This is a genomic window from Amycolatopsis stemonae (genome assembly GCF_054781455.1).
Window position 1 is genome coordinate 254,094 of the sequence record NZ_BAAGUJ010000006.1, and the last position, 24,804, is coordinate 278,897.

Here is a 24,804-nt window from a genome sequence, read left to right on the forward strand (position 1 = left end):
CCATGCACAAGCACCGCAGGACCACTGCACAACCACCGCAGATCAGTGACATTCGGGAGCGCGATGAGTCCGGCCGGGGGATGGACGGGACGAACAGCGGTCGCATTGCAGTCGGCATTGCGGCTCAGTCAAGAGCGGTTCGCCGAACACCTCGGAATCAGCGCGCGCACGGTCGCCTCCTGGCATAAGAAGCCGGATCTCCAGCCGCAGTCGGAGATGCAACAGGTTCTGGACACCGCACATGAACGAGCGTCGGAAGCTGAGCAAATCCGCTTCGCCGAGCTGATCGGCGAGGGGCCGGCCGTCGACACGACGGAGGCCGACCGACGGCTCACCGCGGACCCCCACATCGGCGCGGCTCTCGAATGGCTCGACCGGCACGCCCACTGGGCGCCCGGCACCGCGCGCCGTGCTGTCGCCGAGCGAGTCGCGAGCGTCAACGTCCAAGACCTCCACGACCGCGGCACGCGACGAGGTTGGGTCAGCCAACGTGACGTCGCGGAAGCGCTGGCCACCTACTACGGCAACCGGCTCGACGACCACGGCCTGTACACCGCTCAGTGTGGCGAGCTGGCCATGAACACCAGCGTCCTGACCTGCGCAGACTGGCTGGACCTGGACTGTGAACTGCGGCCGCCGCGCGACCGGTTCCGAGTTCCGAGCGCGCAGCCCGAAGCCGACTTGGACCTGGACGACCACGCCGCCGGCCGCGCTGTTCAGCGGCTCGTCGAGACGCTGTCCATGAACACCCGGCTGACGGACAGCCCTATCTACCGGCTGACGAGCACGGACATCCGTGAACACCAGCTCGGCGGGACGTTCGGTATGTCCCAGTTCGTGCACTACGCGCTGACGGTCGACCTGCTCGAAGGCGAGCTGGTGGACGCCGTCGCCACCGGCTCGAACGCCATGCCGCTCCGAGACCGCTACCTGCCGGATCTCCGGTCGGTGCTCGAAGTCGGCGACCGGCTGTGTGCGGGTGGCGTGCTCGCGCTCACCGCGATCGCCCGGCCTGCCGACCCGTACCGCGGTGACGCGGACTACCTGCTCCTGGTCCAGGAGCGGTCCGGCCACGTACTCAACGCCGCGCGCCGACTCGCGGTTATCCCGAAGGGCTTCCACCAGCCCCTCACCGACGTCCGCCGGGACGCCCAGGTCGGCATGACGCTCCGCCGCGAGATGGAAGAGGAACTGTTCGGCCGCCCAGACATCGACAACACCCTGGGCGACATGCTGGCAGCCGACCCGCTGCACCCGACCAAGCTCACCGAGCCGATGAGCTGGCTCATGGCGGAGCCCGGCCGCCTGCGGATGGAGTGCACCGGGTTCGGCCTGAACCTCATGAGCGGGAACTACGAGTTCGCCAGCCTGATCGTCATCGACGACGAAGAATTCTGGGCACGCTACGGGGGAGTGGTAGAAGCGAACTGGGAATCCGCGACTCTTCGTCAGTATTCGACTACCGACGCGGAACTCGTCACCGAGTTGCTGAGTGATGTAGCGTGGAGCAACGAAGGATTGTTCGCCATGACGCAAGGTCTTCGGCGCCTCGAGCAAATCGGCGGAGAGCGAGTGAAACTGCCCGAGATCGAATGGGAGATCAGCCAGTGAGCGACGGTTGGACCGCCGGCAACGCCAACGAGGACGCAGCCGACACCCGCGGCTGGCTGGTCGGACACTTCATCGACCCGTCGCAGGGTGTACGCGCCTCGAAGGACGTAGAAGTCAAGTGGGCCAACCATCCTGCGGGTGACAAGCGTCCTGAGTGGACGTCTGACGACCAGCGGACCACGCTAGTGATGCTCGTCTCCGGTGAGTTTCACGTGGAGGTTACCGGCGGCAGCAAGACCATGACCCGTCCAGGTGACTACGTGATGTGGGGTCCAGGAATCGACCATTCTTGGGAAGCGCTGGCGGATTCGGTCGTCCTGACCGTCCGCTGGCCCTCAGCCACCTAATTCGACTGCCGGAATCCGCACTCGATCGCCGCCGATCTCGGCGAGCCGACGCAATCCCTGGAGAAACGCGAACAGTCCTTCGTTGCTCCAGGTTTCGTCGCTGATCAGGTCCGCGATCAAGTCGCCGTCGAGCGTCGAGTACTGCCGCAACCCGGCGGCCTCCCAGTTCGCTTCGACGTCGCCGCCGAACCGCGGCCAGAACTCCTCATCCTCGATCACGACCAGGCTGGCGAACTCGTAGTTCCCGCTGACGAGGTTGAACCCGAACCCGGTGCACTCCAACCGCATCCGCCCCGGCTTGGTAAGCCATCGCATCGGCGCCGACAACCTGCTCGGGTGCATTGGGTCGGCCGCGCGCTGCGCTCCCGCCGTGTTGTCGACGTCGGTGCGCCCGAACAGTTCCTTCTCCAACTCTCGTCGCAGCGTCGTCCCTACCCGTGCGTCCGCCCGGTGGTCCGCCAACGGCCGGTGGAACGCTTTGGGGATGACCGCCAACCGGCCGGCCGCGTTCAGCACCCGCCCCGATCGCTCCTGGACGAGCAGCAAGTAGTCCGGTCCGCCGCGATGCGGGTCGGCTGGTCGCGCGATCGCGGTTAACGCGAGTACCCCGCCCGCGCACAGTCGCCCGTCCAAACCGAGCACCGCCGCGAAGTCGGGCAAGTACTTGTCCCGCAACGGTACATCCCCCGGCCGCAAGTGCTTCCCGGCCTCCAATCTGTCGGTCAACTCGCGCTCAAGCAGGTCCACGCTCAAGGCGTACTCGACGAATGGGGCCAACCCGACCTTGCCCACGATGGCGTCCCGCTGAGACTCGATTGCCGAGAGCCGGTAGATCGGCACGTCCGCTATCCGCACGTCATCCGCCGCAGCTTCCACGAGCCGCCGGACTGCCTCGTTCTCTTCGATGCCACGGCGCGGCCGCGCGAGGTCTGACAGCAATGTGAGCCGGTCAGTCTGAAACGTCAGAGGACACGCCAACTCCGTCCACTCTGGACGGCTCAGGATGCTGGTTCGTGTCTGGACCCCGCCGCAGCGGACCTGGTACATCGAATGCCCGGCAGGCGAATCACCGTAGTAGCCCGCCAAGGCGTCGGCGAGCTGGCGTCGACCGACCTGTGCCCGGACGCGTCGGCCTGCTGGTGCCCGTGCTTCCACTCGCTCGCGTGTCGTCCCCGGGCTCCAGCCGACCTGCCGATCCAGCCAGCTGAACGCAGGCTCAAGCGCCGATCCGAGCAGCGGCGTACCTGCGACCGGGCGCACGCCGATCAACTCGCGCAGCTCGTCGGCGGAGCGGCCGAGCACCTTAGCCAGCTTCGGCCATTGGTACGGCTGTGGCGCGTAGTCGCCGGCTTCCCACCTGATGACCGTTGATCGGTCGACGCGCATCACTTCGGCGAGCTGCTCCTGCGTCAGACCGGCCGCCTTACGAGCTGAAACAAGCTCCTCGCGCCGACGAACACTGACCACCCGACCACCTCGCTCTGGTTGACGATGATCGCAGCATAGCAGCATAGCAGCAGGTAAACGCGCCGACTGCCACATCTGTGTCACGAAACCCCGACGTTTGCGCCCTGGGCTCTGCTGGGTGCTCCGGATTGGATGATTTCAACATATCTGACAACCGGAGGGGCGACTGTGACGAGCGGCGAGCATGGCTCACGAGTGCCGCGTCTTTACGTGACCTGGTACCGCTGCGTCGCCGACGACCTGGACCACGCCGTCACGGACGAGGCGTTCGCGCACGGCGTCGCCCTCCACGAGGGTCGCTACCAGGCGCTCTGCGGACACGAAGTCTTCATCGACTCGTGTCTGGTCCCACCCGGTCGTCCCTGCGTTGCTTGCCTCGCACTGATCCGCGTCCGCAACCGCCCGGCCAATCCCACGCCGGCGCGCCGCCGGGAGCCGTCCCGGTTACGTCGCCTCTTCGGCCGCCTCAGGACTCCGGCCGTCCTGCCGCCGCGCCCGCCTCAACGCGTGCGGCTGATTCCCGAGCAGGGCGGCCGGACTACCACGTCGGCGGGAACGGGCGGCACCCCGACCGCGCCCGTTCCCGCCGATCACCACGCTCGGCGAGGCGCCCGATGACGGCCCGCCTGATCATCGCGCGTCCACTGCCCGGCACCGTGGGCGAAACCCGCCGCGTCGTGCACGTCTTCCCGCTGTCGCCAGAGGAGACCGCACCGGAGCGCCTGACCGCGTACTGCGGCGAGACGTTCGGCCCCGGCGAACTCGAGTTGCTGGACCGCCCGGTCGGGATGCCCTGCGTGACCTGCCTCCGCCGTTCGCCCGGACCTGGTACCGCCGAACTGCCGGCGGGGGATCGATGACGCCCGGCGAGCGGCCTAGCGTGCCTGCCTTTCAGCGAGACCTTGACCCGCTGCTGCTTCTGCCGGTGCGGCTGTTCGCCGCATGCCTGCTGGCAGACATGCGCTGGTGCGAGGACGTCGCCGTCCGGGGCGCGTTGCGTCTTGGCGAGCGGAGCTTCGCGCAGCACGTCGAGAGTCTACGCGCGGCTGGGTACCTGGTGACCCGAATCGAAGAAGGCCGGACCAAACTCCGCCTCACTGCCCTCGGACTCAACCGGCTGACCGAGCACGTGACTGCGCTCCAGGCGGTCGCGCGCGCGGCCGCCGAACTCGTTGCCGCCCGGCGCGCCGATCTTCTTCCACCAATGGGTCCAGAGTCGGGAGCGTCGCGGTAGCCGTTGTGGTCGTTCCCGCTTCGGTGGCGGTGCTCGGTGCTGGCGCGAGCGCGTTTCACCATTGGCTGGAAGCGGACCGCGTGACATGCGCCAGCGATGTCGGCTGCGTCGCCACGGACGCGGATCGGCTGAGGAGGGTGGCGATGATATGGTGACTGACGGTCACAGCGATGTGCGTCCGGCGGATCCCATTCCCACCGCGATCCCCGTTGACGTCGTCCGGGAACTCGCGGTCCACTACACCGCCGGAGACACCCTCGAATGTCTGGTCGCGCGCTACCCCTACAACTACCGCAAGATCCGCACCACTTGATTGACGCAGGCGTCACCCTGCGTCCGCCACGAATCCCGCTGCCACCGACTCCACCTGGGCTGGTCTACGCCTGCCACCACGGGCGTTCGATCCGGCAGCTCGGGACTACCCACGGCATGTCCTACAGCCAGACCCCCAACATCCTGCTCGCCGAGGGCGTAGACCTCCGCCGCCGCGGCCAGTCATGACCAGCCTCGGTTCGCCTGGGGTCGCGCCCAACCCGGTATGGCCTTGCCAGCTACATCCACGAAGGCGGGCCGCGGGACTCGTGGCTGCAATGCGCGCTCCGCGCGTCCGACTCGCTGTGACAGGCGTCCGTCGACGATTCAAACCCTGCGAGGGCTGTTCGTGACGACTGTGACGGGTTTCGGTGAACCCGTCACAGCCGTCACAGCTGACGTTCTCGCAGGCCGTCCAGTGTTTATGGCCGTCACGGGCTGTGTGACGGCGGACGTCTCGGGGGACGTATTGTGACAGCCATTTTCGTGACTGCATTCGTGACAGGAGGGGTATATCGTCATGGCATCGTGGTCGCGAAACCTAGGGAGAGCAGATTGGCTGAACCGGCGTGCGCGGGCTGCGGCGAGATGTTGCTTCCTCGAAGGGGCGGGGTTGCCGAGCGACATGCCACGGCCCTACCTGCCGCCAACGCACCCGCCGCCCGGCTCGACGCCGATCCTGCCCGTACGAGTCTGCTGGCCTTGCTCGACCGGGTTGGTGGGCTGTCGCTGGCGCGCGCCGTGACGTCCGGAGAGGACGCCCGCGCAGCACTCGCCGAGCTGGCCGACGTTGCCGACTTGGTCGAAGCCGCTCGGGCAACCGACCTTGCCGCCGCCGCGCCATCGGTTACGGCTGTCGAGTCGAGATGAGCTCGTCGCAGGCGTCACGCGCAACCTCTACGCAGATCAATCGACTCTTGCAATGTCGCGCTGACTGTCGACCATACTGGAACCTTGGCGCCCTTCGTAGGCCGTAACGGCCTACAGTTTAGATGCGACACTGTCTGGACGGGTGTAGGAGGCGTTGCCAGGCTGGAGTCGAGACTAACGCGATGGAGCATCATTCAACGGTCGGCGTCTCGGCGAACTATCTCGACAACGCGTCCTCGATATCCGGTAGATTTGTATACGTGAAGACTTATAGCTGGAGACGGCATGCCGTATAGCCATGCAGGTGCGAGTGAACTAAAGTCATGGTTCCTTGACGGATGGGTGAACGGCGGACCATCCGTCTGCATCCTCCAGGGCTTGAGCGGAGTCGGGAAGACGACGCTTGCGCGGCAGCTAGCGAAAGAGTGGGGCAAAGCCTCGGTTGTGGTGTCAACCACTGGAGTCAACCTAGGCGCGGAAGATCTCCTGTTGGAAATCGCGACAGAATTTGAGGAATCTGGCGCCACGGCAATGGCCGAAGCGGATTCTTTCGAAAGTGGCATGGTTGATGCTCTCTCGGAAGGTTCTCTGATTGCGATTACGAATTTTGACGAGGCATTGGATTCTCGGACTAGACTTCCGCATAAGTCCGTTATGGAGCTTTTATCTCGGATCTCCCGCCTGAATACGTCCGGGCGCATGCTGTTGGTGTGTAGTCAACGAGTATGCGAAGGTGAATGGTCGCGAGAAATCGACTTCCGATACCTGGGTGCCCCGGAGCAGCACGAAGCGGTAGTGTATCTTGGTGACCTTCTGCAAAGGCGCGGGCTCGAGGCGGAGCTGCCTGAGGAGAAGCGTGTCGATGTGGTTCGTTGGTTGGCGCACAATCCTCGTGCGATCCACACGCTGGTAATTTGCCTTCAGGAAGAGCCTTTGGAGTCGCTAATCGAGCTAGAGCCGGAAGCTTGGGCACTACGCGATGAAGTGGTATCCCCTGAGTTATTGAGGCGTCTTGAAGAAGCTTTTATGGCGCAAACGATTAAGCGTATGGATGCGAATGCTCAACTTTTCGTTGGGCAATTGTCGGTTTACCGAAGACCATTTCAAGCTGACGCCATGTCAAGGCTTGCTCCACTGGTTGCGGATGTGAACGCAGGGCGAAATTCCCTCTCGAATCGTTTTCTTCTGGGCCAGTCTTCTCCGGGGTGGTTTATTATTCATCCCGTGGTGCGTTATCTGGCGCGGAGTCGTCTGGTGGACAATCCTCGATTGCTCAACATCGCTCATGGGTATGCGGCCGACCATTATACTAGGCATTTCAAGGCTGCAGGGGGGCTACCTCGACGCCTTACTGCAGTTGGTAACTCATTTGTTGAGGCGCGATTCCACCTTGTCAAGTCGGGTCGCGAGGTGGAGTTTGATGATATTGCGAGCAGATACCGACAGCAACTGAGCAGCCACTATAAAAATGTGACTAGGCTGCCTAATGATGAGGCTGAAGCGAGAACGCTTCTTGTAGTCCTGTCAGCGGCGCTGTCACACGATGATGCGGGTTTCGACCGCTTGCGCACATTGTTGGCGCGCCTCCTTGTCAAGCGAAATAATCCCGGGGATCAGAACCTAGCGTTGCGTCAGGTGACAATAGCGACGCGCGCAACGAAGGATTTCCGAGCGTGGCGACTGCGGCTGGAGTTGTCGTGGGCCCTGGAAGGTGTGGCAAGTGCTCAAGTTGTTGCAAGGCAAGCTGTAGGTCAGGTTCCTCTCTCCGAAGTCTGGAAAATCTTTCATTTTCACGCTTCCAGGCTGTTCGAGGCGAATAAGAGCGCCGATGCTTTGATATTTCTCGAAGAGGGTTTCACTAAATCTCACCCGAACAATTTGTTTGGCTTATATTCGCTGGCTGGATTTATCTTGACCTCAACTGGTCGCCGGCGTGATGCCATTGAGCTTCTCATGTCGGCGTATACCATGTTGGGTCCAGACGGGTATCATCGTTCGAGGTTGTTTGAGCAAGCGGTCTTCATTGCTTATGCTCGTCAAGATGTCGTGGGCATAAGAAAGGTTATTTCTGCTGTTTCCGCGGATGGCCATCCAAGTCAGGTGGCGTTATGTGCTGCATTGATCCTGAGTTGTGAAGGTCGCTACCAGGAAGCAGCAGACCTGGTGGCCGCGACCGAAATGTCTCCCGCGATGGCTGGCCAAGCCGCCTTCCTGCGTCTGTGTGTGCATAATGTAAAGGGAGCGGCTGAGATTATTGCGACCGAGAGACTTGCTAGTAACCCTGCGACTTCCTGGATTCGCGCCTTGGTTGCATTGTGCGAAGGGAAAGACGAGGTCTATAATCAAGAGTTGCAACTCATGATGGGCAGGCCGTTGATGGATGAAGAGCGGCAGTCAACTAATCTTTGGTTGCGATTTTGGGCGGATGATCCGTCTGTGCAGAAGATTTTCCCTGCGTTCTATTATCCAAAATTGCCAAGGGTGTTGACGGGCCTATCTTTCGATCTGATGCACCATCGTGTGCAGCATGGCGAGATTGACGAAGAATTGTGCTCTAGCATCTGCCTGCCTAGAGGGGAACACTCGTCGGTGCCTCTTGAGGAGACACCAAAGTTGGTAGTCGAGTACATGGAGGTTAATATGGAAGGTAACAAGTCGTGGAACATCACCGGTTCGCAGATTGGTGTCGCTGGAGATCACGCCAAGGTGGACAAGGTTGAGTTTGCGCAGTTGGGCAGTGGCGACGATGTAGACCTTGATCCAAGCAAGCTTTCCGCAGAGCTCAAGCAGCTATTGCAGTCTATGAAAGCCGCTGCGAATCTTCCTGAGGAGTACGACTCGGTCGCTGAAGTTGCGCGCGCCGAGGCTGCGGCAGAGTCCGGTGATAGTTCGACAGCTGTCGGCCATTTGGTGAAATCAGGGAAATGGGCATTTACTGTCGCAACATCAATCGGCGCCACGCTTGCCGCTGCTGTTTTGAAAGCTCACCTCGGACTATGAAGTAGCTCTGCAACGGCCCGTGCGGTACTGCGGACACCGTGATGCATAGCCTCCTCTAAAGACGACGCCCGTGCGGGGGCCGGGCACGCTGCACAACCCTCGGCCCCGCCGGGTACTTAACGCTGCAGGCAATTCCGGGGTGATTGAGTCCCAAGTACTAGGCTGACTCCCAAAGCTCGAGAACCCCATCTGGATTGGGGGCCCGCGTCGAGTTGGCTGGTGCAGGAAATATGTTAGCAAGTGTCAGGTCTTCGAGTGTTATCAGAGGTTCAAGGATAATGTCCTCTAAGAGGTCGGACTGTGACGGATGTAGAGCTACGCAACGACCCAACACGTTGAGTACTTCAAGTAGTTCGGTGGTCATGGTCGGGGTCCACGTGGATCCGACCATGTCGTCAAGAGGTGATTTGCGAGCTCTAGTTGGTTGCTTCTTTCGGTACCCGAACCAATGTTTGACCACATGCATTCCCGCAACGTTGTACTCCCAAACTTCAGGTGCGACCGGCGAGATACGGCCATTGCCCACAGATAAGGTGAGGGTTTCTTCGTCGTAGTCTATGTACTCTGGCATCAATTCTGCTGTATCTGGAATCGTTACCCTTACCTTTGGCCTGTCGTGATGTAGTCGTGGCGACGACCGCGGACGACCAGCCTTTGGATCAAAGAAACGTTCGCCAAAGGTATGCAACCACAAGACCTCCTCGCCGATGGCTACAGCTCGTGACCATAGTTTTGAGGTTCGCGTGAGCGGTATCCGAACTCCGGGAAGTTTGAGATCATTGCTGAACATCTTGGTATATCCCGGATGGGACGTTACTGCAGCGACGTACGCAAGCAGGTCTGGCGCTGTTATGCTTAACCCGAGCGTCTCTGATAGGTAATTTGACAGGCCAGGAAGTATATTGGGCGTTCTTCCGTTTTTGTCGCGATAAAGCGGCATAGTGCGACCGGCGTGATGGCCCATAAAATGATGTTTGTCGGGTATGTATGCCGTAAAGGTCAGTCCTGGTCCGGATGTGATCGGATGTGCGTGCTGTTCGGTTATGTAGACCTGGTTGTCGCCGCGCACCGTCCATAGGGAAGGACGTGGCCTAGCAATCAGGCGTGAATCGGGAATTATCCATTGTCGATCGAATGATCGGTATCCTACTCGAAGGGGTTGTGCCTCCTCTGTTCTATCGTTCGATAGTGGAACACTGCCTCGTTTGAATCCCGGCAGTGGGGCCTTGGTCCTATGTAGGTTGACATCTGGACTTTCTCCTAGCAGTTCAGCTTTTTCTTCAGGTGGTGCACCTATGAGTCTCTTCCACCTTGCTTTCAATGTTTCAGGTTCTGGCGCGTATACCCACGTGCGATCAGGCATGACTCCAGGGGAAAACCACGGAAAAAGGTCGTCCAGTTTCGGGAAAGTCTGCCAATCGGCGCCGCTTTCTGTGTCGAACGGGGCTGACCAACTTTCGGAGCATCGTGTCCAGTTGGCGTCGTCTAATCGAAGATTTTCGAGGCTGTTAGTTTTCTCCTCTACGCTGCCGGTAACATTGGTCCGCCATATGGTGGCAGGATCTTTTTCGTTGCGTCGACGCTTGCAAATGAATACTGCGATGCAAATCGGCTGTTGGTTGGCACGAAAGAATCGGGTTTTCATTGGCGGCTGATGCCCCTCGGGACTTAGATCTACGATCCACCCCTCATCTGCCGTGCGACGGAGATACTCGCGCATGCCTGCGAACCCGGGTCCAGACAAGAATCCGGCAGAGCACACCAATGCGACTACGCCGGCAGGACTATTCGGATGCGCGTCGAAAACCTTCCATGTTGCCCAGCGCCAAAAGTAGATGTATTTGTTTGCCAGCACGTACTCAAGCCGGCCGCTGCCTTCTTTGCGAAAAGCACTAATGCTGGGATATTTGACTAGATCACTTCTGGGCGTTTCAATCCATTTGGACGCACCCTTTGCCTTGTCTGAATATGGCGGGTTGCCGATCACAACCATCACTGGTTCTTTTCGCTTGACTAAGTTTGCGCCTTCGCGAGATTGCTTTATGGTATCGTACATGCTACCAAGCGGAAGTATCTGTACGTCGGGGTCGTCTAGCGTGTCGGCCAGGAATCGCCGCTCTTTAAGGGGTACTTCGGCGCGATGGCGCTTCTTGAGAAGGCTGTGAATGCGAAGCTCGGCCACGGCGAAGGGTGCTGCTTGATTTTCAAATCCGATAAGGCGATTTGAAAGATCGTGTAGACGTGGGGTTACCACGCCTTCGCCTTCATCTTCTTCCACTGTCTCGGCGACTATGTCTATTACCTCAGCTAAGAAACTTCCGGTACCCATTGCTGGATCGACGACAATGACATCGTCTTGCGCAAACCCTAGCGGTCGCTTTAGGCGATTTCGCAGAATTTCGTCGACAAACCGGCTTAGGAAAGTTACGAGAGCGGATGGTGTGTAGTAAACGCCGCTTTTCCTGCGAAGGACTGGGTCATATTCGGCAAGAAATTTCTCGTAGAGCATCGCATAGGAGTCTTCGGGGAACTCTGTCCACTCTATTACTCCGAAAACCTTCAGCATTGTGTCGAGAACGACGCTGTGTTCTTCCTCGGACTGATCGGTTAGGACCGCTAGTGCCTTGCCCATTAGCGAATGCTTTTTGCCAAGGGCCCTGGCAATCTCGCTAATATGTTGCCCCTGAAACCCTACGCCTTCGACGCTGGCAAGCAGTAGTGCAAAAGTAACAGTTTGTGAATACTGGTCGGCGAACTGTTGATCTGTAAGATTTGGGAATAATAGCTGGCGCCAGTCGGTGGCTAGACCGCTGAATATTTGCTTTTTCGCGATCCCCGATTGTTCTCTCTTCAGCTCCGCGGAAACGTCCTCTCGCAATAGTCGGCATAGGTTTGCGGCGAGTCGGACAAGCTCGTCTAGCGTGCGAGGAGTTTCGGGCTCCCAGAGTAGGAACTCTGTGATGACTTTCTCGAAGGCAATGTCGACGGAATGAAGATTTTTGCCAGCTCGGTCGAGGTTTGGAGTGAGGCGCGCGATTCGTCCTTGGAGTTTGCCAAAGTTGAACCTTGCGAAGTTTTCTCCGTCGGAGTAGAGAACGTTGGGTAAAAGCTTGAATTTATCCCACTGCTTTTTGTCGTGGTCGCTTGGACTTCTCCATATCGTGGGGACTCCGTGTCCGGGCTTTTTCAGTTCAACGTATCCGATGCGAGCTCCGGAGGCGTTGACTGCATAATCTGGACGAATTGATAGCTCGGGCAAGCGGGTTTCGCCGATTAGTGTAGCGCTTAAACCCAGCTGCCGCGCTATCTCTCGCAGCATTCGTTCAAAAGGACCCCGGAGGTGGTCTTCGTTAGATCCTTGCCCAGTTCGCAGCTTCCGCGTGACCTCTTGGCCAAAGTTGGCGATAATCTCGTCCAGCGAAACGGCGCCGTGTCCGTGCATGCTCTTCTTCGCAACCATGACGACTCCTCAGGGCGCGCCGGACTGGTTCCTGATCAACAGCACACGCGAGCGGACCAAAACGCTGCCCGCCTTTTGGGTGAAATTGTGTACGTTTCGGTTACAAGTCGATGACCCTTGTTTGCGGACAACCGCCAAATGGGTCAACTTTGGTGATTGTATCGATGACGTCGTTGGTTGGCGCCGATCAAGTAGATGCATGGCCGGTTGTCGATCACGGCGATGTGGGATCGAAGGGTGGTTAATGGATCAATTTAAGTTCGATGGCGACTTGACAGCTTGCATGGCGGGCTTCGTGCCACGTAGTGCACGGGTGCTGCCGGAGCGGGTCATTAGCTCGTGGCGAGGTGGTGGACTCTGTAAGGCTGCCGGCGGTCGGTGGCAACCGAAGTTCGCGTCCGGCGCGATGTGGCCCTGCGCGCGCTCGCGTCGTCAGGTAGACAACGGCGGGCGTTTTGGTTAGCGAGCAAGATCGTCCACGATCTACCTTGGGTGCTAGCGACCGGGACTCGGAGTCGCTTCGCCGTGAAAACTCTTAGAAACTAAGAGTTGTTCCTATCGAGCAAGATCGTCCTCGGACATAGTGTTACCCCACGGATCGCGAAACGCGATCTTGAAGCTGGGGCGATTGTAGCCTAGCTCGAATCGATCTCCTCCAGTCGCCATCCGGCTCTGTCGTAGACGATGATCTTCCTTGATTCGCGCAGCGCTGCGGCTACATGTCTGCGTCGTGGCCGATCAAGCTCCGGTGCGGCCTGGCCGTCGTTGCGTTCTTTTCCGAGTCGGATGCTGATCTCGTCGACGAGATGGTCCTCGCGGATGTAGAGAGTTTTCGGCCGCGGCTGGCCCGGGGACTGGGTGCTGGTGTGGCCGTGGCGGCAGCGGTAGGTCGGTCGACCGTGGTTCCAGTGCGAGTCCAGTCGCCGGTCGCGGAGACCGCAGCGGATCAGCCTGGCCAAAGCGAATCGGCGAGTCCTGCCGTCGTTGGCGGAGCGCGCTGCTCGGATCTGCTGAGCGGTGATGAACTCCTGCTCCGTGACGAGCGGCGGATGCGCCATTTTCGCTGACAGCGCTGGTATTGACGCTGGGCCTTCGGTGCCCGTGGCGCGGCGGTTCCAGGTCTCCGGGCCGGTGTAGCGCGGGTTCGCCAGGATGACGGCGACGGTGCGGAGGGTCCAGGCGCCGCGGGTCCGGTGGCGGTTGCGGTCCGGATCGGCGCTGGACGGGCAGGGGGCACCGCGCTCGTTCAGTGCCGGGCGAGGCTGGCGACACTGTGGCCGGCGAGCCGTTGCCGGAACATCCATGCCACGTGTGGCGCGGTTCGGGGGGTCGGGGACGAGCCGTTGTAGCCGTCGGCCCCAGCGGGCGTCTGCTGGGTTGGGGTGCGGGCCTGCGTCGACGAGCTGGTAGCCGTAGGGTGGTCGTCCGCCGAGGTAGCGGCCTTGCTGGGTGACCTGGTTATGCATCGCCGCCAGCACCCGGTGGCGGGCGCGCAGGACCTCACGCTGTGACTGGGTGGCCAGCAGCGACAGTAGAGCTCGGTGGTCACGGTTGGCGAGGTCGACCGGGCTGCCGATTTCGGGCAGCCACAGCTGGATGCCGTGCCGCGTGCACCAGGCGTAGAGGGTGGCGAACTGGGTGCCGGTGAAGGCGCGTTCGTACTCGCCGACCACGATCGCATCGATCACGGATTCTGGGCTCGAGGCCGCAGTCATGAGCTGGGCGGCCTGGGGCGTTGTCGCCATGGGATGCGGCGTGAGGTGTCGGCGTCGAAGAAGGCGGCGACGACCTGGCCGTGGCCCGCGACCAACTCGTCGGCCATGTCCCGTTGCCAGCCCTGTGACGACACGCGGTCTTGATGGCAGGTGGTCGACGTGCGGCCGTAGAAGGCGAACCGCAAGCCACTGCCATGGTCGGGGTGGGCAGTAGTGGTTGTCGGCTTCTTGCTGTTCATCCACTGCGCCAGCAGGTCGGCCGTGCCGGCGGGTGGTGCGGTCACGTAACGCGGGGGCGGGTGCGGTGGGATCACGTTGGACGGATGTCGCGGCCGTGGGGTCATGACGGCGCGCTCTGAGCGGTTCATCCGATCAGTGCAGTCAGCGCGTCATTTAGCCCGAGGCGCTCCCGACGCACGCGTTTTCCGCAGCTCCGGATGTGAGGGTGGGTCGTGGTCTCGCAGGCTCACCGCCAGTCCGTGACAGTGAGTGCTCATGTTGTAACTCAGCTCCGGGCGACATCCAACGTCTCCTCTTGCTCCGAACGAGTGAACTTGAAGTTTCAATTTATTACCCTAGGTAACGGTGGTGAGTCAGTCGCTCGCTACGGTCACCAGCGGAAATGATCGCGAACGTCGTCGGCTGAGTCCTTTTCGTGACCGGAAGCGGCTTTCGGGCACTGTTACGCGCGGGATGCGGATGTCGACGAATGCCACAGAGCGTGACGCGTTCCGTTGCGTCGCCGCTGGACTGAAAGAGGCAGCCCGTGTCTTACGCCCCTATGCCGCCGTCGCCGCCGATGCCGGTGGCGAACCAGCCCAAGAACGGCCTCGGCACGGCCGGGTTCGTGCTTGGCCTGATCGGGTTGATCTTCGCGTTCATCCCGATCATCGGGATCGTCGCGTGGCCGCTGACGATCCTCGGGCTGATCTTCGGCATCGTCGGGACGCTGCGCGCCAACCGGGGCCAGGCGAGCAACAAGGGGCTGGCCATCACCGCCGTCGTGCTGTCAGCGATCGGGCTGGTCATCTGCGTGCTCTGGACCGCGGCCTTCGGCAAGGCGGTCAATGACGCCGCCAACGGGATGCCCGCCGCTGCCCTGAGCAGCTCGGTTGCCGCGCCCGACCACATTCAGACCACCAGCCCAAACCTGAACGACGCCGCCGCTTCGGCCGCGGCCACTGCTCCGGTCGAGCCGCCGGCACCCACCACGAGCGAAGCACCCCAGTTCCCGCCGCAGGTCGAGCAGGCCCGTGCCTCCGCCCAGAACTACCTGAGCTTCACCGCGTTCTCGCGCAACGGCCTGATCCGGCAGCTGTCGTCGTCGGCCGGCGACGGGTTCCCGAAGGATGTGGCGACCCAGGCCGTCGACAGCCTGTCGGTGGACTGGAACGCGCAGGCGGTCAAGTCGGCGGAGAACTACTTGAGCTTCACGTCGTTCTCTTGCTCCGGGTTGAAGCAGCAGCTGTCATCGTCGGCCGGTGACGGCTTCACGAAGGCCCAGGCCGCCTATGGCGCTGGCCAGACTGCAGCCTGCAAGTAGATCCGCCGCAACCAACGGGAGTAACGCACGTCCTCACCCATGCGACCTGTCGCGGAATTGGTCGCCGATCGTCGCCGAGCACGGGAAGTCAAGCGTCTCGCGCCGGGAAGCGGGTAAGGCGTTCCAGCTGGTGGCGGGCCGACGCTGCGGTAACCGTGGTGGAGAAGAACGCGATACAGGAGCGGAGCGTTGACGGGTGTGAGCGCACCGCCAAACTTCAGTCACTTCGTCGCTGGCACCCTCGAAGCCCTCGAGAGGCTGTCGAACCCCTGGCATCTGCTCCGCCGCAACCCTGACCCGGCGGCAATCGAACAGTGTCTCGCGGCGGCCTGCGACCTCGACTACTCAGCGCAGTGGCGACGGAAGTGAATCTGGACTGTCCAGTCTGATCTCCCTGCGAGGCCCGCTGGCACAGACTGAGGACGTCGGCTATCAAGGTCGCGGAGGAGCGGTCCCCGCCAGCTGAGGTCGGTGACTACCGTTCGGCCTTACAAGGTGGGCTACCCTGAGACGCCGAATCACCTCAGCGCCCGAGCCTTTCGTTTGCTGCTGCGGACACTAAGTAGAATCGGCCGTGCGATGCGTGCAACGTGGGACTGGGTCCGTTCGAAGGATGCCTCACGGTAAATGGTCTCGCGTGGACCGTATTTGCGGTTTGTCGCCAAGTATCGACCCTTAATTGTGACAAGCATAGACCATCGGCCCCGCGGCCTGTGCGAGTGCGTCGGCCGAGCTGATTCCTTCTGCGAGGTATCGGTGGTAGCCGTTCACTGCTGATTGGAGATTTTCCTGCGTCAGTCCGTTCGGGAGGTCGGCCCACGCGGCTTGATCCACGGTGGCTTCGCCGTCGACCACTTTGCGGAGTGCACTTAGGACAGCATCATCGCAACTCCAAGTTCCTGTCGGCTGCGCTGTGTGTGTGCTGGAGGATGGTGCTTGAGCTGAGTCCCGCGATGGCGTTGAGGCATTGGGCCGAGCTTCCGTTGAGTTCTGAGCCACGGCCGAAGACCGGTCAACGGCGGAAGTCGGCCGGGCCGACTGAGGAAGTCCCGCAACGTCGGCAAGCCGGTGGAACACCTCAAGGGCGGCCGCGGCTTGGCGCCGCGGATCACTGGGCCTGCTGACGTAGACACTTGCTTTGATCCGTGGGCTGTAGAACCCGATTATCACTCGGTCATTGAACGACGTGGTTGTTAGGTAACCATCGGCCGTGGGAATACACGACTGAGCGTTGGACTGTGCACAAGCTTGCGTGCTGGTGTCCAGCGGGTGGTCGGCACTCGGGAAAGAGAGCATCACGTCCCAATCCCAGGATCCACCATCCAAGGTTACAGAGTGCAGTCCGCATTGGAGCATCAGGCCGCCGTAGTCCTCGGTGGTCAGACCTGGGTTCGTGCTCGGCCACGGCTGATTGTTCGGCCACGAGACGGTTGCGTTCAGGATGATGGGCATGTCGGATGACAGCACGCTATTGCAGGAAGTGACCGTATCGGCAGGAACTGGGTTGCACACGTTGTGCACAAAGTGCCCAGTGCAGTCGTGCCACCACCGCTGGAACCTGGCAACTTCTGTGCCCGTCACTTGCGGCGCGCGCGGGTCTGACGGTGTCGTCGACGAGCATGCACTGACGCCGAGAAGCGCGAGCAGAAGTACCACCACCGACCTTTGCCGTCGGTACATCGAACCTTGCTGTGTCATCCACTGTCCCTCTGGCTGCTTGGGAGGACAGATAGGGTGTCGCTTCTGTGAACGATGGAGTTACGTCATGAACTTGTGACATTTGGAACCGGGTGACCGGAACGCTCGACAGAACCTCACGACGAGGACCCCAATAGCGCACCCGCGGTCGTGCAGGGAGCCGCGATCTCCGGAGCCGGCCACGTGATCGCCATCGATCTGCAGCCGACGAAGCTCGAGCTCGCCCGCAGGTTCGGGGCGACCGAGGTCGTCGACCCGGCCGGGGAAGCCGACCTCGTCGGTCGTGTGCGGGAGATCGTCGGAAAGGGCGGCGTCGACTAGCCTTCGAGGTGGTCGGCCTGCCGCAGACGGTTCAGCAGGCGATCGATATCACCGACACCGGAGGCTCGACCTACGTCGTCGGCAAGATGAAGCCGGGAACCTCAGCCGCACTCACCGCAGGCGACCTGCTGCGCGGGAACAAGAAGCTCAGTGGGGTCTACATGGGCGCGACGGTCGCCGGCGTCGACATCCCGCTGTACGCCAAGCAGCAGGGCCGGTTGAACCTCGACGATCTCGTCTCCGAGATCATCCCGCTCGATCGAATCAACGAGGGGTACGCGAAGCTGGAGAAGGGGGAGACCGCGCGCAGCGTGGTCGTCTTCGAGTGAGGCGCTGCACGGCCTGCTCGTTCTTCCGGGTTCGAGCGGCCCATCCTCGATCCGGTCAGCCGCGGGTCGTCCGGGCGGCGGGCCGCTTCCCGACGGCTGGTGGGAGGTGTTACCGGAGCCCCTCGAAGACTTCCGCGGTGTGCTGGCCGACCGCCGGCGCGACGCGCGGGGATGACCGGGTGCCGTCGACCTGGATGGGCGAGGATGGGGCCAGGTGCGGGCCCACCCCGGGCTGGTCGATCGTGGCGAACAGCTCTCGCTCGTCCAGCGTTCGGCTCAGCTCCTCGAACGTCCGGTAGCGCTGCCACAGGATCCGATGCCGGTCGAGCAGTTCGGCGGCTTCCTTGAACGGCGTTCGTGCGAACCAGCGGGCCAGCAGCGTCGAAATCACCTCGCGGTGTTCGTAGCGCTCGGATTCCTGGGTGAAGTCGATGCCCAGGGACTCGCTCAAGCTGGTGAACGCGTCGGTGAGGCCGGTTGCCGAGAGCAGCTTCGTCCAGTGGCGGGCGGTCAGCACGACCAGCATCACCCGGATCCCGTCGGCCGTGACGAAGTCCCGGCCGTACGTGCCGTACACGTCGTTGCCCGACTTGCCGCGGACGTGGTCGGTCACCTGGGCCTCCGCCAGGTAACCGAGGTTGCCTGCGGTGGCGAGGGCGACGTCTTCGAGGGCGACCTGGATCGAGCGGCCGCGGCCGGTGAGCTGGCGGTGCCGTTCGGCGGCGAGCAGGCCGATGGCCAGGTACAACCCGGCCGCGATGTCCCAGGCCGGGAGCACGTGGTTCACCGGCGCCGAGTCCGGCGCTCCGGTGATGTACGGGAATCCAGTCGCCGCTTGGACGGTGTAGTCCACCGCCGCGCCGCCGTCCGCGCGGCCGGAGAGCAGCACGTGGATCAGGTCGGGGCGCTGGGCGGACAACGCCGGGTACGCAAGCTCGGCGTGGCGGTCGGAGTTGCTGACCACCACGCACGGTCCACCATGGACGATCAGGTCGGCGATCCGTTGTCGGTCCACAGCGGACTCCAGATCGACAGCGACAGCGCGCTTTCCCTTGTTGAGCCCCGACCAGTACAGGCTCGTCCCGGAGTCGGCCAGCGGCCAGCGCGTGCGGTCGGCCGCGCCACCGAGCGGCTCGACACGCACGACGTCCGCGCCGAGCTGGGCCAGAGTGAGCCCGCACAACGGCGTCGCCACGTAGCTGGACAGCTCGACGACCCGCAGGCCGGACAGCAGCGCCGTCATCCCTGCCACCGCTTGGGGTCGGGCTTGCGACGTTCACGGTGGGACGCGAGACCTTCGCGGACCTCAGGGCCACCGAAGCCGTAGAACTCCAGCGCCAGCGAGGAGTCGAACAGCGCGCCCGCGACCTGGCGATACCACATGTTCAGCGACTGCTTGGTGAACCGGATCGCGTTCGGGGCACCGTTGGCCAGCTCCTGCGCGATCTCCCGCGCGGTCGGCAGCAGCTCTTCGGGCGAGTCCACGCAGAGGGAGACCAGGCCGATCCGCTCGGCCTCCGCGCCGGTCAGCGGGCGGCACGTCATCAGGTAATACTTGGCCTTCGCCATCCCGCACAGCAGCGGCCAGCAGATCGCGGCGTGGTCGCCGGCCGCAACCCCGAGGCGGGTGTGGCCGTCGACGATCTTCGCGTCCGCCGTCACCACTGAGACGTCGGCCAGCACGCCCGCGACCAGTCCGGCGCCGACGGCCGGGCCGTGGATGGCCGAGACAATCGGCTTCGAGCAGTCGATGACGTTGTAGACCAGATCCCGGGCCTCCCGCATCGTGCGGGTGCGGGCCTCGTAGTCCGTGGCCAGCTTCTCGACCAGCTCGAATGAGCCACCCGCCGAGAAACCCTTGCCTTCGCCGCGCAGCAGGATCGCCTTCACGGCCGGGTCGCGGTCGAACTCGCGCCAGATGTCGGCGAGGTCGGCGTGGGCGGCTTCGCTGACCGCGTTGAGGTTCGGCGCGTCGAGCACCAGCTCGAGCACGCCGTCTTCGTCCGGTCCGTCCACCCGCAGGTGTTCGAAACGCGCGTAGCGGCTCATGAGTTTCCCTTCCCGAGGAACAGGCCCTCGCGGTCGTACTTCCGGAGCTGCTTCACGTCATCGTCCGAGACAGGCGGCAGCTCCGCCAGGTCGTCAGCCACCGCGAGGTCCCAGCCACACCGTGACCGGACGTGCTCGACGTCGACGCCGGGCGCCAGGTGGGTGAGCACCAGCTCGCCGTCGCGGCGGGTCAGGATGCCGAGGTCGGTCACCACCGCCCGGACGCGTTCGCCCGGGCTGGTCACGTAGCCGCACTTCTCGATGAACCGGCGCGGGCTCATCGTGCCGACGACGAGCGTCTCGTCCGCGTTGGTGACGACGTCGTTCGCGCCGCCCGATCCGACGAGGTACGGGCCGCCGTCGATGCGGGTGGTGTTGATGTTGCCGTGCCGGTCGATCTGCGCCGCGCCGACGCACGCGATCGACCGCGTGCGGGGCCCGTTGATCACGTTCCCGAGCACCTGCTCGGTATCGAGGAGCATCGACGATGACGGGAAGTTGGCGAAGCTGAAGATGAATGGGTCGCCTTCGGTGGGGGAGTAGTCCCACAACCCGAGTTCCGCGGCGAGCGCGACTTCGTGGCCGTCTGCTTTCGCCTTCTTGACGCCGACCCAGGCCGCCAGGTTCGCGAGTCCGGCGCCGGCCAACACGGCGTCGGCGCCGGTCCGCGCGATCCGGGTCCGGACCAGGTCGCTCAGCCACGTCGCGGCGCGCTCGGCCGGGGTCACGGGACCGGTGTGCTCGCCTCGGCCGGTGGGCGGGGTGGGGGAGCCGAGGGTGCGGGTCAGCTCGTCGAGCCGGGGTTTGCCCAGCTTGGCGAGGTAGGCGTCGTGGTCGGCGGGCTCGAGGATCCATTCGCGGATCCAGTCGTCGAAGTCCGGTGACCGGCTCGCCTCGCGGGCGGCGATCCAGAACTCGACGTCCTCGGCGTAGCCGTCCACGGGCAGCCGCGCACCCTCGGGACCAGGGAAGACACCGCCGGGATGTGCTCCGAACGGCGCTTCGACGACGGCGAGGACGCGGTGGGCCGGGATCCGCACCAGCGGTGACCACGGCCGCAGGTCGTCGACGACTTTTTCGACGGTCGCCAGCACGCCCCGCCGGGCGGCGAAGGCGCCGATCGAGCCCTCGAACATCGGTGGCGCGATCGCGAGGTTGCCCTGCCGATCGGCGACGGCGGCGTGCACGAGCGCGACATCCGGCACCAGCGGCGAGACCAGGCCGACGCGGCCGAACCGGGTGTCGACTTCCTCGTAGCCGTCGTTCTCGGCCATCGACGAGCCGCGCACCGAGCCGGTCACCACGGCGGGCACGCCGGTGGCGGCTGCCCGGAGGCGTTGGATGTAGCTGAGGAACGACCAGTTCTCGACCTCGACCGAGCCGTCGGTGTAGGCCTGCTGGAACACCGGGTTGGGCGTGAAGACCGGGAACGAGTCTCCGGAGTAGACGGTGACGGCCTTCTCGACGCAGCCGGACCGGAACAGCACCGCCCCGAGCGACGACAGGCTGGCCATGATCAGCGTGAACCGCGACGGCTTCTGCCAGTGCTGCCGGGCGACTTCGCACACCAGCGCGCTCCAGCGGCTGTGGCCCATCATCACGTGCAGCGCGTCGCCCGGGCGGACGTGCCGGGCCACGGCGTCGTCGAGGCGGCAGAATTCGGTGCTCATCCGTGCACCACGACGAGCATTTCGGCGACGCACGCAGGTTTGGCTGCCCCGTCGAGTTCGACGACGTACCGGGTGGTCACGGTGTGGCCCGCCGGGCTGTCGGCCAGGTCGGTGAAGGTCGCGGTCGCGCGCAGGCGGGAACCGACGGGCACCGGTGCTGGGAAGCGGACTTTCCCGAGGCCGTAGTTGATCCGCGCGCTGCCGAAGTCCAGGTTGTACAGCTCGCGGGCGAACTGCGGGATCAGCGACAGCGTCAGGAAGCCGTGCGCGATGGTCGAGCCGAAGGGCCCGTCCGCCGCCTTCACCGGGTCGGTGTGGATCCACTGGTGGTCGCCCGTCGCCTCGGCGAACGCGTCGATCCGGTTCTGCTCGACCACCAGCCAGCCGGTCGGGCCCAGTTCCTCGCCGAGCGCGGCACGCACCTCGTCCGGCGAGCTGAAGACGCGCGTCACGACGTCACCCGCTCGAAGACCGCGGCCAGCCCTTGTCCACCGCCGATGCACATCGTCTCCAGGCCGTAGCGGGCTTCGCGGCGCTGCATCTCGCGAGCCAGCGTGGCCAGGATGCGCGTGCCGGTCGCGCCGACCGGGTGGCCCAGGGAGATGCCGGAGCCGTGGACGTTGAGCCGGTCGAAGTCGGCCGCGGCGAAGCCCCATTCGCGGGTGCACGCCAGGACCTGGGCGGCGAACGCCTCGTTCAGCTCGACGAGGTCGATGTCGGAGATCTTGAGCCCGGCGCGGTCGAGCGCCATCGCGGTGGCCGGGACCGGGCCGATGCCCATGACCTTGGGTTCGACGCCGGCGACGCCGTGGGACACCAGGCGCACCAGCGGGCGCAGGCCGAGCTTCTCCGCGCGGTCGGGGTGGGTGACGACGCAGACCGCGGCCGCGTCGTTCTGGCCGCTGGCGTTGCCCGCGGTCACCGTCGCTTCCGGGTCCTGCTTGCCCAGCACCGGCCGCAGCGCGGACAGGGACTCGGCGGAAGCGTCCGCGCGCGGGTGCTCGTCGGTGTCGACGACGACCGTGCCCTTCCGCGTCTCGACCGGCACAGGCACGATCTCCTCGGCGAACACCCCCGACCGCTGGGCGGCGACGGCGCGCTGGTGCGAAGTGAGCGCGAGCTGGTCCTGCTCGTCGCGGGTGATGCTGTACTCGCGGCGGAGATTCTCGGCGGTCTCGAGCATCCCGCCGGCCACGGGGTAGTGCTTTCCGCCGGGTGTCTGGCGGCCGCGGGTGAGCGAGTCGTGCAGCATGACCCCGGAGCCGCGAGCGCCCCAGCGCATGTCGGTGGCGTAGAAGATCGTGTTGCTCATGCTCTCCGCGCCCCCGGCGACGATCACGTCGCTGACGCCCGCCTGGACCTGCAGCGCGGCCTGCAGCACCGACTGCAGGCCAGAGCCGCAACGGCGGTCGACCTGCATGCCGGGCACGGTCACCGGCAGGCCGGCGTCCAGCGCGACGACCCGGCCGATCGCCGGTGCCTCGGCGCTGGGGTAGCAGTGGCCGAGGATGACGTCGTCGATCGCGGCCGGGTCGAGTCCGGTGCGCTCCAGCAGCGCGGTGAGCGCGACGGTGGCGAGGTCGGCGGCCGGCACGCTCTTGAGCGAGCCGCCGAACCGGCCGATCGGGGTCCGGACGGGTTCGCAGATCACGGCGTCACGCATGGGGAGTGCCTTCCTCGTGGAGTTCGACGGCGAGGCTGGTGCGGGGCTTGCCGTCCGGGCCGGTCAGTTCGAGGTCACCGGGCCGCGCGTGCAGCCGGGCCGGTTCGCCGCAGAACAGCGGCGCCTGGTTACGGTGGGCCAGCCGGGCGACGCGGACGCCGGGAGAGTCCAGTCGCAGGACCTCGGCCAGGGCGAGGGTCATCAGCGGGCCGTGCACGACCAGGCCGGGGTAGCCCTCGGTGCCGGTCGCGTAGGGCCAGTCGTAGTGGATGCGGTGTGGGTTCGCCGTCGCGGCGGAGAAGCGCATCAGCAGTGTCGGGTCGGTGGCGAAGTCCCAGACGCCCGGCTCGACCCGGTGCAAGGGCGTGCCGGCCGGGGCGAAGTTCGCCGGACCCGGCTCGGCGGGCGTGCCGCGCTCGCGGTAGATCACGTCCTGGCGTTCCTCGACGCACAGTCCGGCCGATCCGGACAACCGGATGCGGACGACCACGATCACCAGCTTCCCCGACCGGCCGGCTTTCTCAGTCGTGGACTCCACAGTGGACTCCCGGATGACGGTCTCGCCGACGCGCAGCGGCCGGTGGAAGACCACCTCACCGCCGGCGAACATCCGGCGGGGCAGGAGGCCGTCGCGGGCCGGGTGACCATCAGTGCCGAGCGAGGAGGACGCCGGCCAGCGGGGCAGCGCGACCCAGTGCCACAACGGCGGCAGCTCGTCGCCTGGACCTGGGGCGGGCAGGCCGTCGTCGAACAGCGCGGCCAGTGCCGCGACCGGCGCCGGGTCGACCAGTTCCTCGGTGCGGGTCACATGAACCGTCCGCCGGTCACTTCCAGCACCGTGCCGGTCATGTACGACGACAAGTCGGAAGCCAGGAAGAGAGCCACTGACGCGATTTCGCCGACCTCCCCGGCGCGGCCCATCGGGATCTCGGCCATCTTCTGGTCCCATGCCTTCGCCGGCATGGCCTCGGTCATCGCGGTCCGGATCAGGCCGGGCTGGATCGCGTTGACGCGCACGCCGTGGTGGGCCAGCTCCTTCGCCGCGGCCTTCGTCAGCCCGACGATCCCGGCCTTGGCGGCCGAGTAGTTCGTCTGCCCGACCATGCCGACCTTGCCCGACAGCGACGAGAGGTTCACGATCGCACCGCGCTTCTGCTCGCGCATGATCGCCGCGGCCGTGCGGACGCCGTTCCAGGTGCCCTTGAGGTGGACGTTGATCACCTGGTCGAACTGGTCTTCGGTCATCGTGCGCAGGGTCGCGTCCCGGGTGATCCCGGCGTTGTTGACCAGGACGTCGACGCCGTCGGCCAGCAGAGCGTCCACATCGGACGCGACGGTGACGTCGCAACGGCGACCGACACCGCCGAGCTTCTCCGCGGCGCGGGCGGCCGCGTCGCCGTCGATGTCGCCGATCACCACGCGGGCGCCTTCGGCGGCGAACAGTTCGGCGATGGCGAAGCCGATGCCTTGCGCGGCACCGGTGACGACCGCGGTCCGGCCGGTCAGCAGAGTCAT

At 64.0% G+C, this 24,804-nt stretch carries 21 protein-coding genes; 10 read left to right on the plus strand and 11 right to left on the minus strand.

Annotation, left to right across the window (positions count from 1 at the left end):
* Positions 1-63 precede the first annotated feature (63 nt).
* Both ACYVLJ_RS23920 and ACYVLJ_RS23925 read left to right on the plus strand, forming a co-directional pair.
* Positions 64-1,611 carry a helix-turn-helix domain-containing protein gene (locus ACYVLJ_RS23920; RefSeq protein ID WP_460440370.1) on the plus strand — a complete coding sequence of 516 codons (1,548 nt, stop codon included), beginning with the start codon at positions 64-66 and terminating at the stop codon, positions 1,609-1,611.
* Positions 1,608-1,958, plus strand: a complete 351-nt coding sequence (locus tag ACYVLJ_RS23925) for a cupin domain-containing protein (protein ID WP_326950973.1) — start codon at positions 1,608-1,610, stop codon at positions 1,956-1,958. The genes ACYVLJ_RS23920 and ACYVLJ_RS23925 overlap by 4 nt, the downstream gene beginning before the upstream one ends.
* Here ACYVLJ_RS23925 and ACYVLJ_RS23930 read toward each other — a convergent pair.
* Positions 1,947-3,425 carry a helix-turn-helix domain-containing protein gene (locus tag ACYVLJ_RS23930; protein ID WP_460440371.1) on the minus strand — a complete coding sequence of 493 codons (1,479 nt, stop codon included), beginning with the start codon at positions 3,423-3,425 and terminating at the stop codon, positions 1,947-1,949. The genes ACYVLJ_RS23925 and ACYVLJ_RS23930 overlap by 12 nt on opposite strands.
* A 614-nt stretch (positions 3,426-4,039) precedes the next feature.
* Between ACYVLJ_RS23930 and ACYVLJ_RS23935 the strand changes: the two genes are divergently transcribed.
* The 5 genes from ACYVLJ_RS23935 (at position 4,040) to ACYVLJ_RS23955 (ending at position 8,841) form a co-directional block, all read left to right on the plus strand.
* Positions 4,040-4,285: a hypothetical protein gene (locus tag ACYVLJ_RS23935; protein ID WP_460440372.1), complete on the plus strand. Its 246-nt coding sequence runs from the start codon at positions 4,040-4,042 to the stop codon at positions 4,283-4,285.
* Positions 4,282-4,659, plus strand: coding sequence for a MarR family transcriptional regulator (locus ACYVLJ_RS23940; RefSeq protein WP_460440373.1), 378 nt, complete (start codon positions 4,282-4,284; stop codon positions 4,657-4,659). Before ACYVLJ_RS23935 ends, ACYVLJ_RS23940 begins: the two co-directional genes overlap by 4 nt.
* Before the next feature lie 148 nt (positions 4,660-4,807).
* On the plus strand, positions 4,808-4,972 hold the full coding sequence (locus ACYVLJ_RS23945) for a hypothetical protein (RefSeq protein WP_460440599.1): 165 nt from the start codon (positions 4,808-4,810) through the stop codon (positions 4,970-4,972).
* Positions 4,921-5,160 carry a helix-turn-helix domain-containing protein gene (locus tag ACYVLJ_RS23950; protein WP_460440374.1) on the plus strand — a complete coding sequence of 80 codons (240 nt, stop codon included), beginning with the start codon at positions 4,921-4,923 and terminating at the stop codon, positions 5,158-5,160. Before ACYVLJ_RS23945 ends, ACYVLJ_RS23950 begins: the two co-directional genes overlap by 52 nt.
* Positions 5,161-6,219: 1,059 nt before the next feature.
* Positions 6,220-8,841: a Rab family GTPase gene (locus ACYVLJ_RS23955; protein ID WP_460440375.1), complete on the plus strand. Its 2,622-nt coding sequence runs from the start codon at positions 6,220-6,222 to the stop codon at positions 8,839-8,841.
* Between the two features lie 157 nt (positions 8,842-8,998).
* Here the strand turns inward: ACYVLJ_RS23955 and ACYVLJ_RS23960 are convergent, their stop codons facing one another.
* From ACYVLJ_RS23960 to ACYVLJ_RS23970, 3 genes are all read right to left on the minus strand, one after another.
* Positions 8,999-12,301, minus strand: coding sequence for a type ISP restriction/modification enzyme (locus ACYVLJ_RS23960; protein ID WP_460440376.1), 3,303 nt, complete (start codon positions 12,299-12,301; stop codon positions 8,999-9,001).
* 635 nt (positions 12,302-12,936) lie between these two features.
* Positions 12,937-13,989 (minus strand): recombinase family protein, encoded by a 1,053-nt coding sequence (locus tag ACYVLJ_RS23965; protein ID WP_460440377.1) that lies wholly within the window; start codon positions 13,987-13,989, stop codon positions 12,937-12,939.
* A 23-nt stretch (positions 13,990-14,012) separates the two neighbouring features.
* Positions 14,013-14,384 carry a hypothetical protein gene (locus tag ACYVLJ_RS23970; RefSeq protein ID WP_460440378.1) on the minus strand — a complete coding sequence of 124 codons (372 nt, stop codon included), beginning with the start codon at positions 14,382-14,384 and terminating at the stop codon, positions 14,013-14,015.
* 431 nt (positions 14,385-14,815) lie between these two features.
* Between ACYVLJ_RS23970 and ACYVLJ_RS23975 the strand changes: the two genes are divergently transcribed.
* From ACYVLJ_RS23975 to ACYVLJ_RS23985, 3 genes are all read left to right on the plus strand, one after another.
* Positions 14,816-15,559 (plus strand): Ltp family lipoprotein, encoded by a 744-nt coding sequence (locus tag ACYVLJ_RS23975; protein ID WP_460440379.1) that lies wholly within the window; start codon positions 14,816-14,818, stop codon positions 15,557-15,559.
* Between the two features lie 1,848 nt (positions 15,560-17,407).
* The gene (locus tag ACYVLJ_RS23980; protein ID WP_460440380.1) at positions 17,408-17,578 is read left to right on the plus strand and encodes a zinc-binding dehydrogenase; all 171 of its coding nucleotides are present in this window, start codon (positions 17,408-17,410) and stop codon (positions 17,576-17,578) included.
* 8 nt (positions 17,579-17,586) lie between these two features.
* Positions 17,587-17,907, plus strand: coding sequence for a hypothetical protein (locus ACYVLJ_RS23985; protein WP_460440381.1), 321 nt, complete (start codon positions 17,587-17,589; stop codon positions 17,905-17,907).
* 109 nt (positions 17,908-18,016) lie between these two features.
* Here the strand turns inward: ACYVLJ_RS23985 and ACYVLJ_RS23990 are convergent, their stop codons facing one another.
* From ACYVLJ_RS23990 to fabG, 7 genes are read right to left on the minus strand one after another with little or no spacing between them, the layout of a single operon-like run.
* Positions 18,017-19,150 carry a CoA transferase family protein gene (locus ACYVLJ_RS23990; protein ID WP_460440382.1) on the minus strand — a complete coding sequence of 378 codons (1,134 nt, stop codon included), beginning with the start codon at positions 19,148-19,150 and terminating at the stop codon, positions 18,017-18,019.
* Positions 19,147-19,956 (minus strand): enoyl-CoA hydratase/isomerase family protein, encoded by an 810-nt coding sequence (locus ACYVLJ_RS23995; RefSeq protein WP_460440383.1) that lies wholly within the window; start codon positions 19,954-19,956, stop codon positions 19,147-19,149. Before ACYVLJ_RS23995 ends, ACYVLJ_RS23990 begins: the two co-directional genes overlap by 4 nt.
* Positions 19,953-21,626, minus strand: a complete 1,674-nt coding sequence (locus ACYVLJ_RS24000) for a CoA-transferase (RefSeq protein WP_460440384.1) — start codon at positions 21,624-21,626, stop codon at positions 19,953-19,955. The genes ACYVLJ_RS23995 and ACYVLJ_RS24000 overlap by 4 nt, the downstream gene beginning before the upstream one ends.
* Entirely contained in the window at positions 21,623-22,078 is a 456-nt protein-coding gene (locus tag ACYVLJ_RS24005; protein ID WP_460440385.1) for a MaoC family dehydratase, read from the minus strand. The genes ACYVLJ_RS24000 and ACYVLJ_RS24005 overlap by 4 nt, the downstream gene beginning before the upstream one ends.
* The gene (locus ACYVLJ_RS24010) at positions 22,075-23,289 is read right to left on the minus strand and encodes an acetyl-CoA C-acetyltransferase (RefSeq protein WP_460440386.1); all 1,215 of its coding nucleotides are present in this window, start codon (positions 23,287-23,289) and stop codon (positions 22,075-22,077) included. Before ACYVLJ_RS24010 ends, ACYVLJ_RS24005 begins: the two co-directional genes overlap by 4 nt.
* Entirely contained in the window at positions 23,282-24,097 is an 816-nt protein-coding gene (locus ACYVLJ_RS24015) for an HTD2 family dehydratase (RefSeq protein ID WP_460440387.1), read from the minus strand. The genes ACYVLJ_RS24010 and ACYVLJ_RS24015 overlap by 8 nt, the downstream gene beginning before the upstream one ends.
* Complete coding sequence (gene fabG / locus ACYVLJ_RS24020) at positions 24,094-24,804, minus strand: SDR family oxidoreductase (RefSeq protein WP_460440388.1); 711 nt, start codon at positions 24,802-24,804, stop codon at positions 24,094-24,096. Before fabG ends, ACYVLJ_RS24015 begins: the two co-directional genes overlap by 4 nt.

Bases quoted from the DNA above. Each gene is read 5' to 3' on its own strand.
- ACYVLJ_RS23920 (WP_460440370.1), top strand. From the start codon at position 64: ATGAGTCCGGCCGGGGGATGGACGGGACGAACAGCGGTCGCATTGCAG.
- ACYVLJ_RS23935 (WP_460440372.1), top strand. From the start codon at position 4,040: ATGACGGCCCGCCTGATCATCGCGCGTCCACTGCCCGGCACCGTGGGC.
- ACYVLJ_RS23940 (WP_460440373.1), top strand. From the start codon at position 4,282: ATGACGCCCGGCGAGCGGCCTAGCGTGCCTGCCTTTCAGCGAGACCTT.
- ACYVLJ_RS23945 (WP_460440599.1), top strand. From the start codon at position 4,808: ATGGTGACTGACGGTCACAGCGATGTGCGTCCGGCGGATCCCATTCCC.
- ACYVLJ_RS23950 (WP_460440374.1), top strand. From the start codon at position 4,921: ATGTCTGGTCGCGCGCTACCCCTACAACTACCGCAAGATCCGCACCAC.
- ACYVLJ_RS23960 (WP_460440376.1), bottom strand. From the start codon at position 12,301: ATGGTTGCGAAGAAGAGCATGCACGGACACGGCGCCGTTTCGCTGGAC.
- ACYVLJ_RS23970 (WP_460440378.1), bottom strand. From the start codon at position 14,384: ATGAACCGCTCAGAGCGCGCCGTCATGACCCCACGGCCGCGACATCCG.
- ACYVLJ_RS23975 (WP_460440379.1), top strand. From the start codon at position 14,816: ATGCCGGTGGCGAACCAGCCCAAGAACGGCCTCGGCACGGCCGGGTTC.
- ACYVLJ_RS23990 (WP_460440382.1), bottom strand. From the start codon at position 19,150: ATGACGGCGCTGCTGTCCGGCCTGCGGGTCGTCGAGCTGTCCAGCTAC.
- ACYVLJ_RS23995 (WP_460440383.1), bottom strand. From the start codon at position 19,956: ATGAGCCGCTACGCGCGTTTCGAACACCTGCGGGTGGACGGACCGGAC.
- ACYVLJ_RS24000 (WP_460440384.1), bottom strand. From the start codon at position 21,626: ATGAGCACCGAATTCTGCCGCCTCGACGACGCCGTGGCCCGGCACGTC.
- ACYVLJ_RS24010 (WP_460440386.1), bottom strand. From the start codon at position 23,289: ATGCGTGACGCCGTGATCTGCGAACCCGTCCGGACCCCGATCGGCCGG.
- fabG (WP_460440388.1), bottom strand. From the start codon at position 24,804: ATGACTCTGCTGACCGGCCGGACCGCGGTCGTCACCGGTGCCGCGCAA.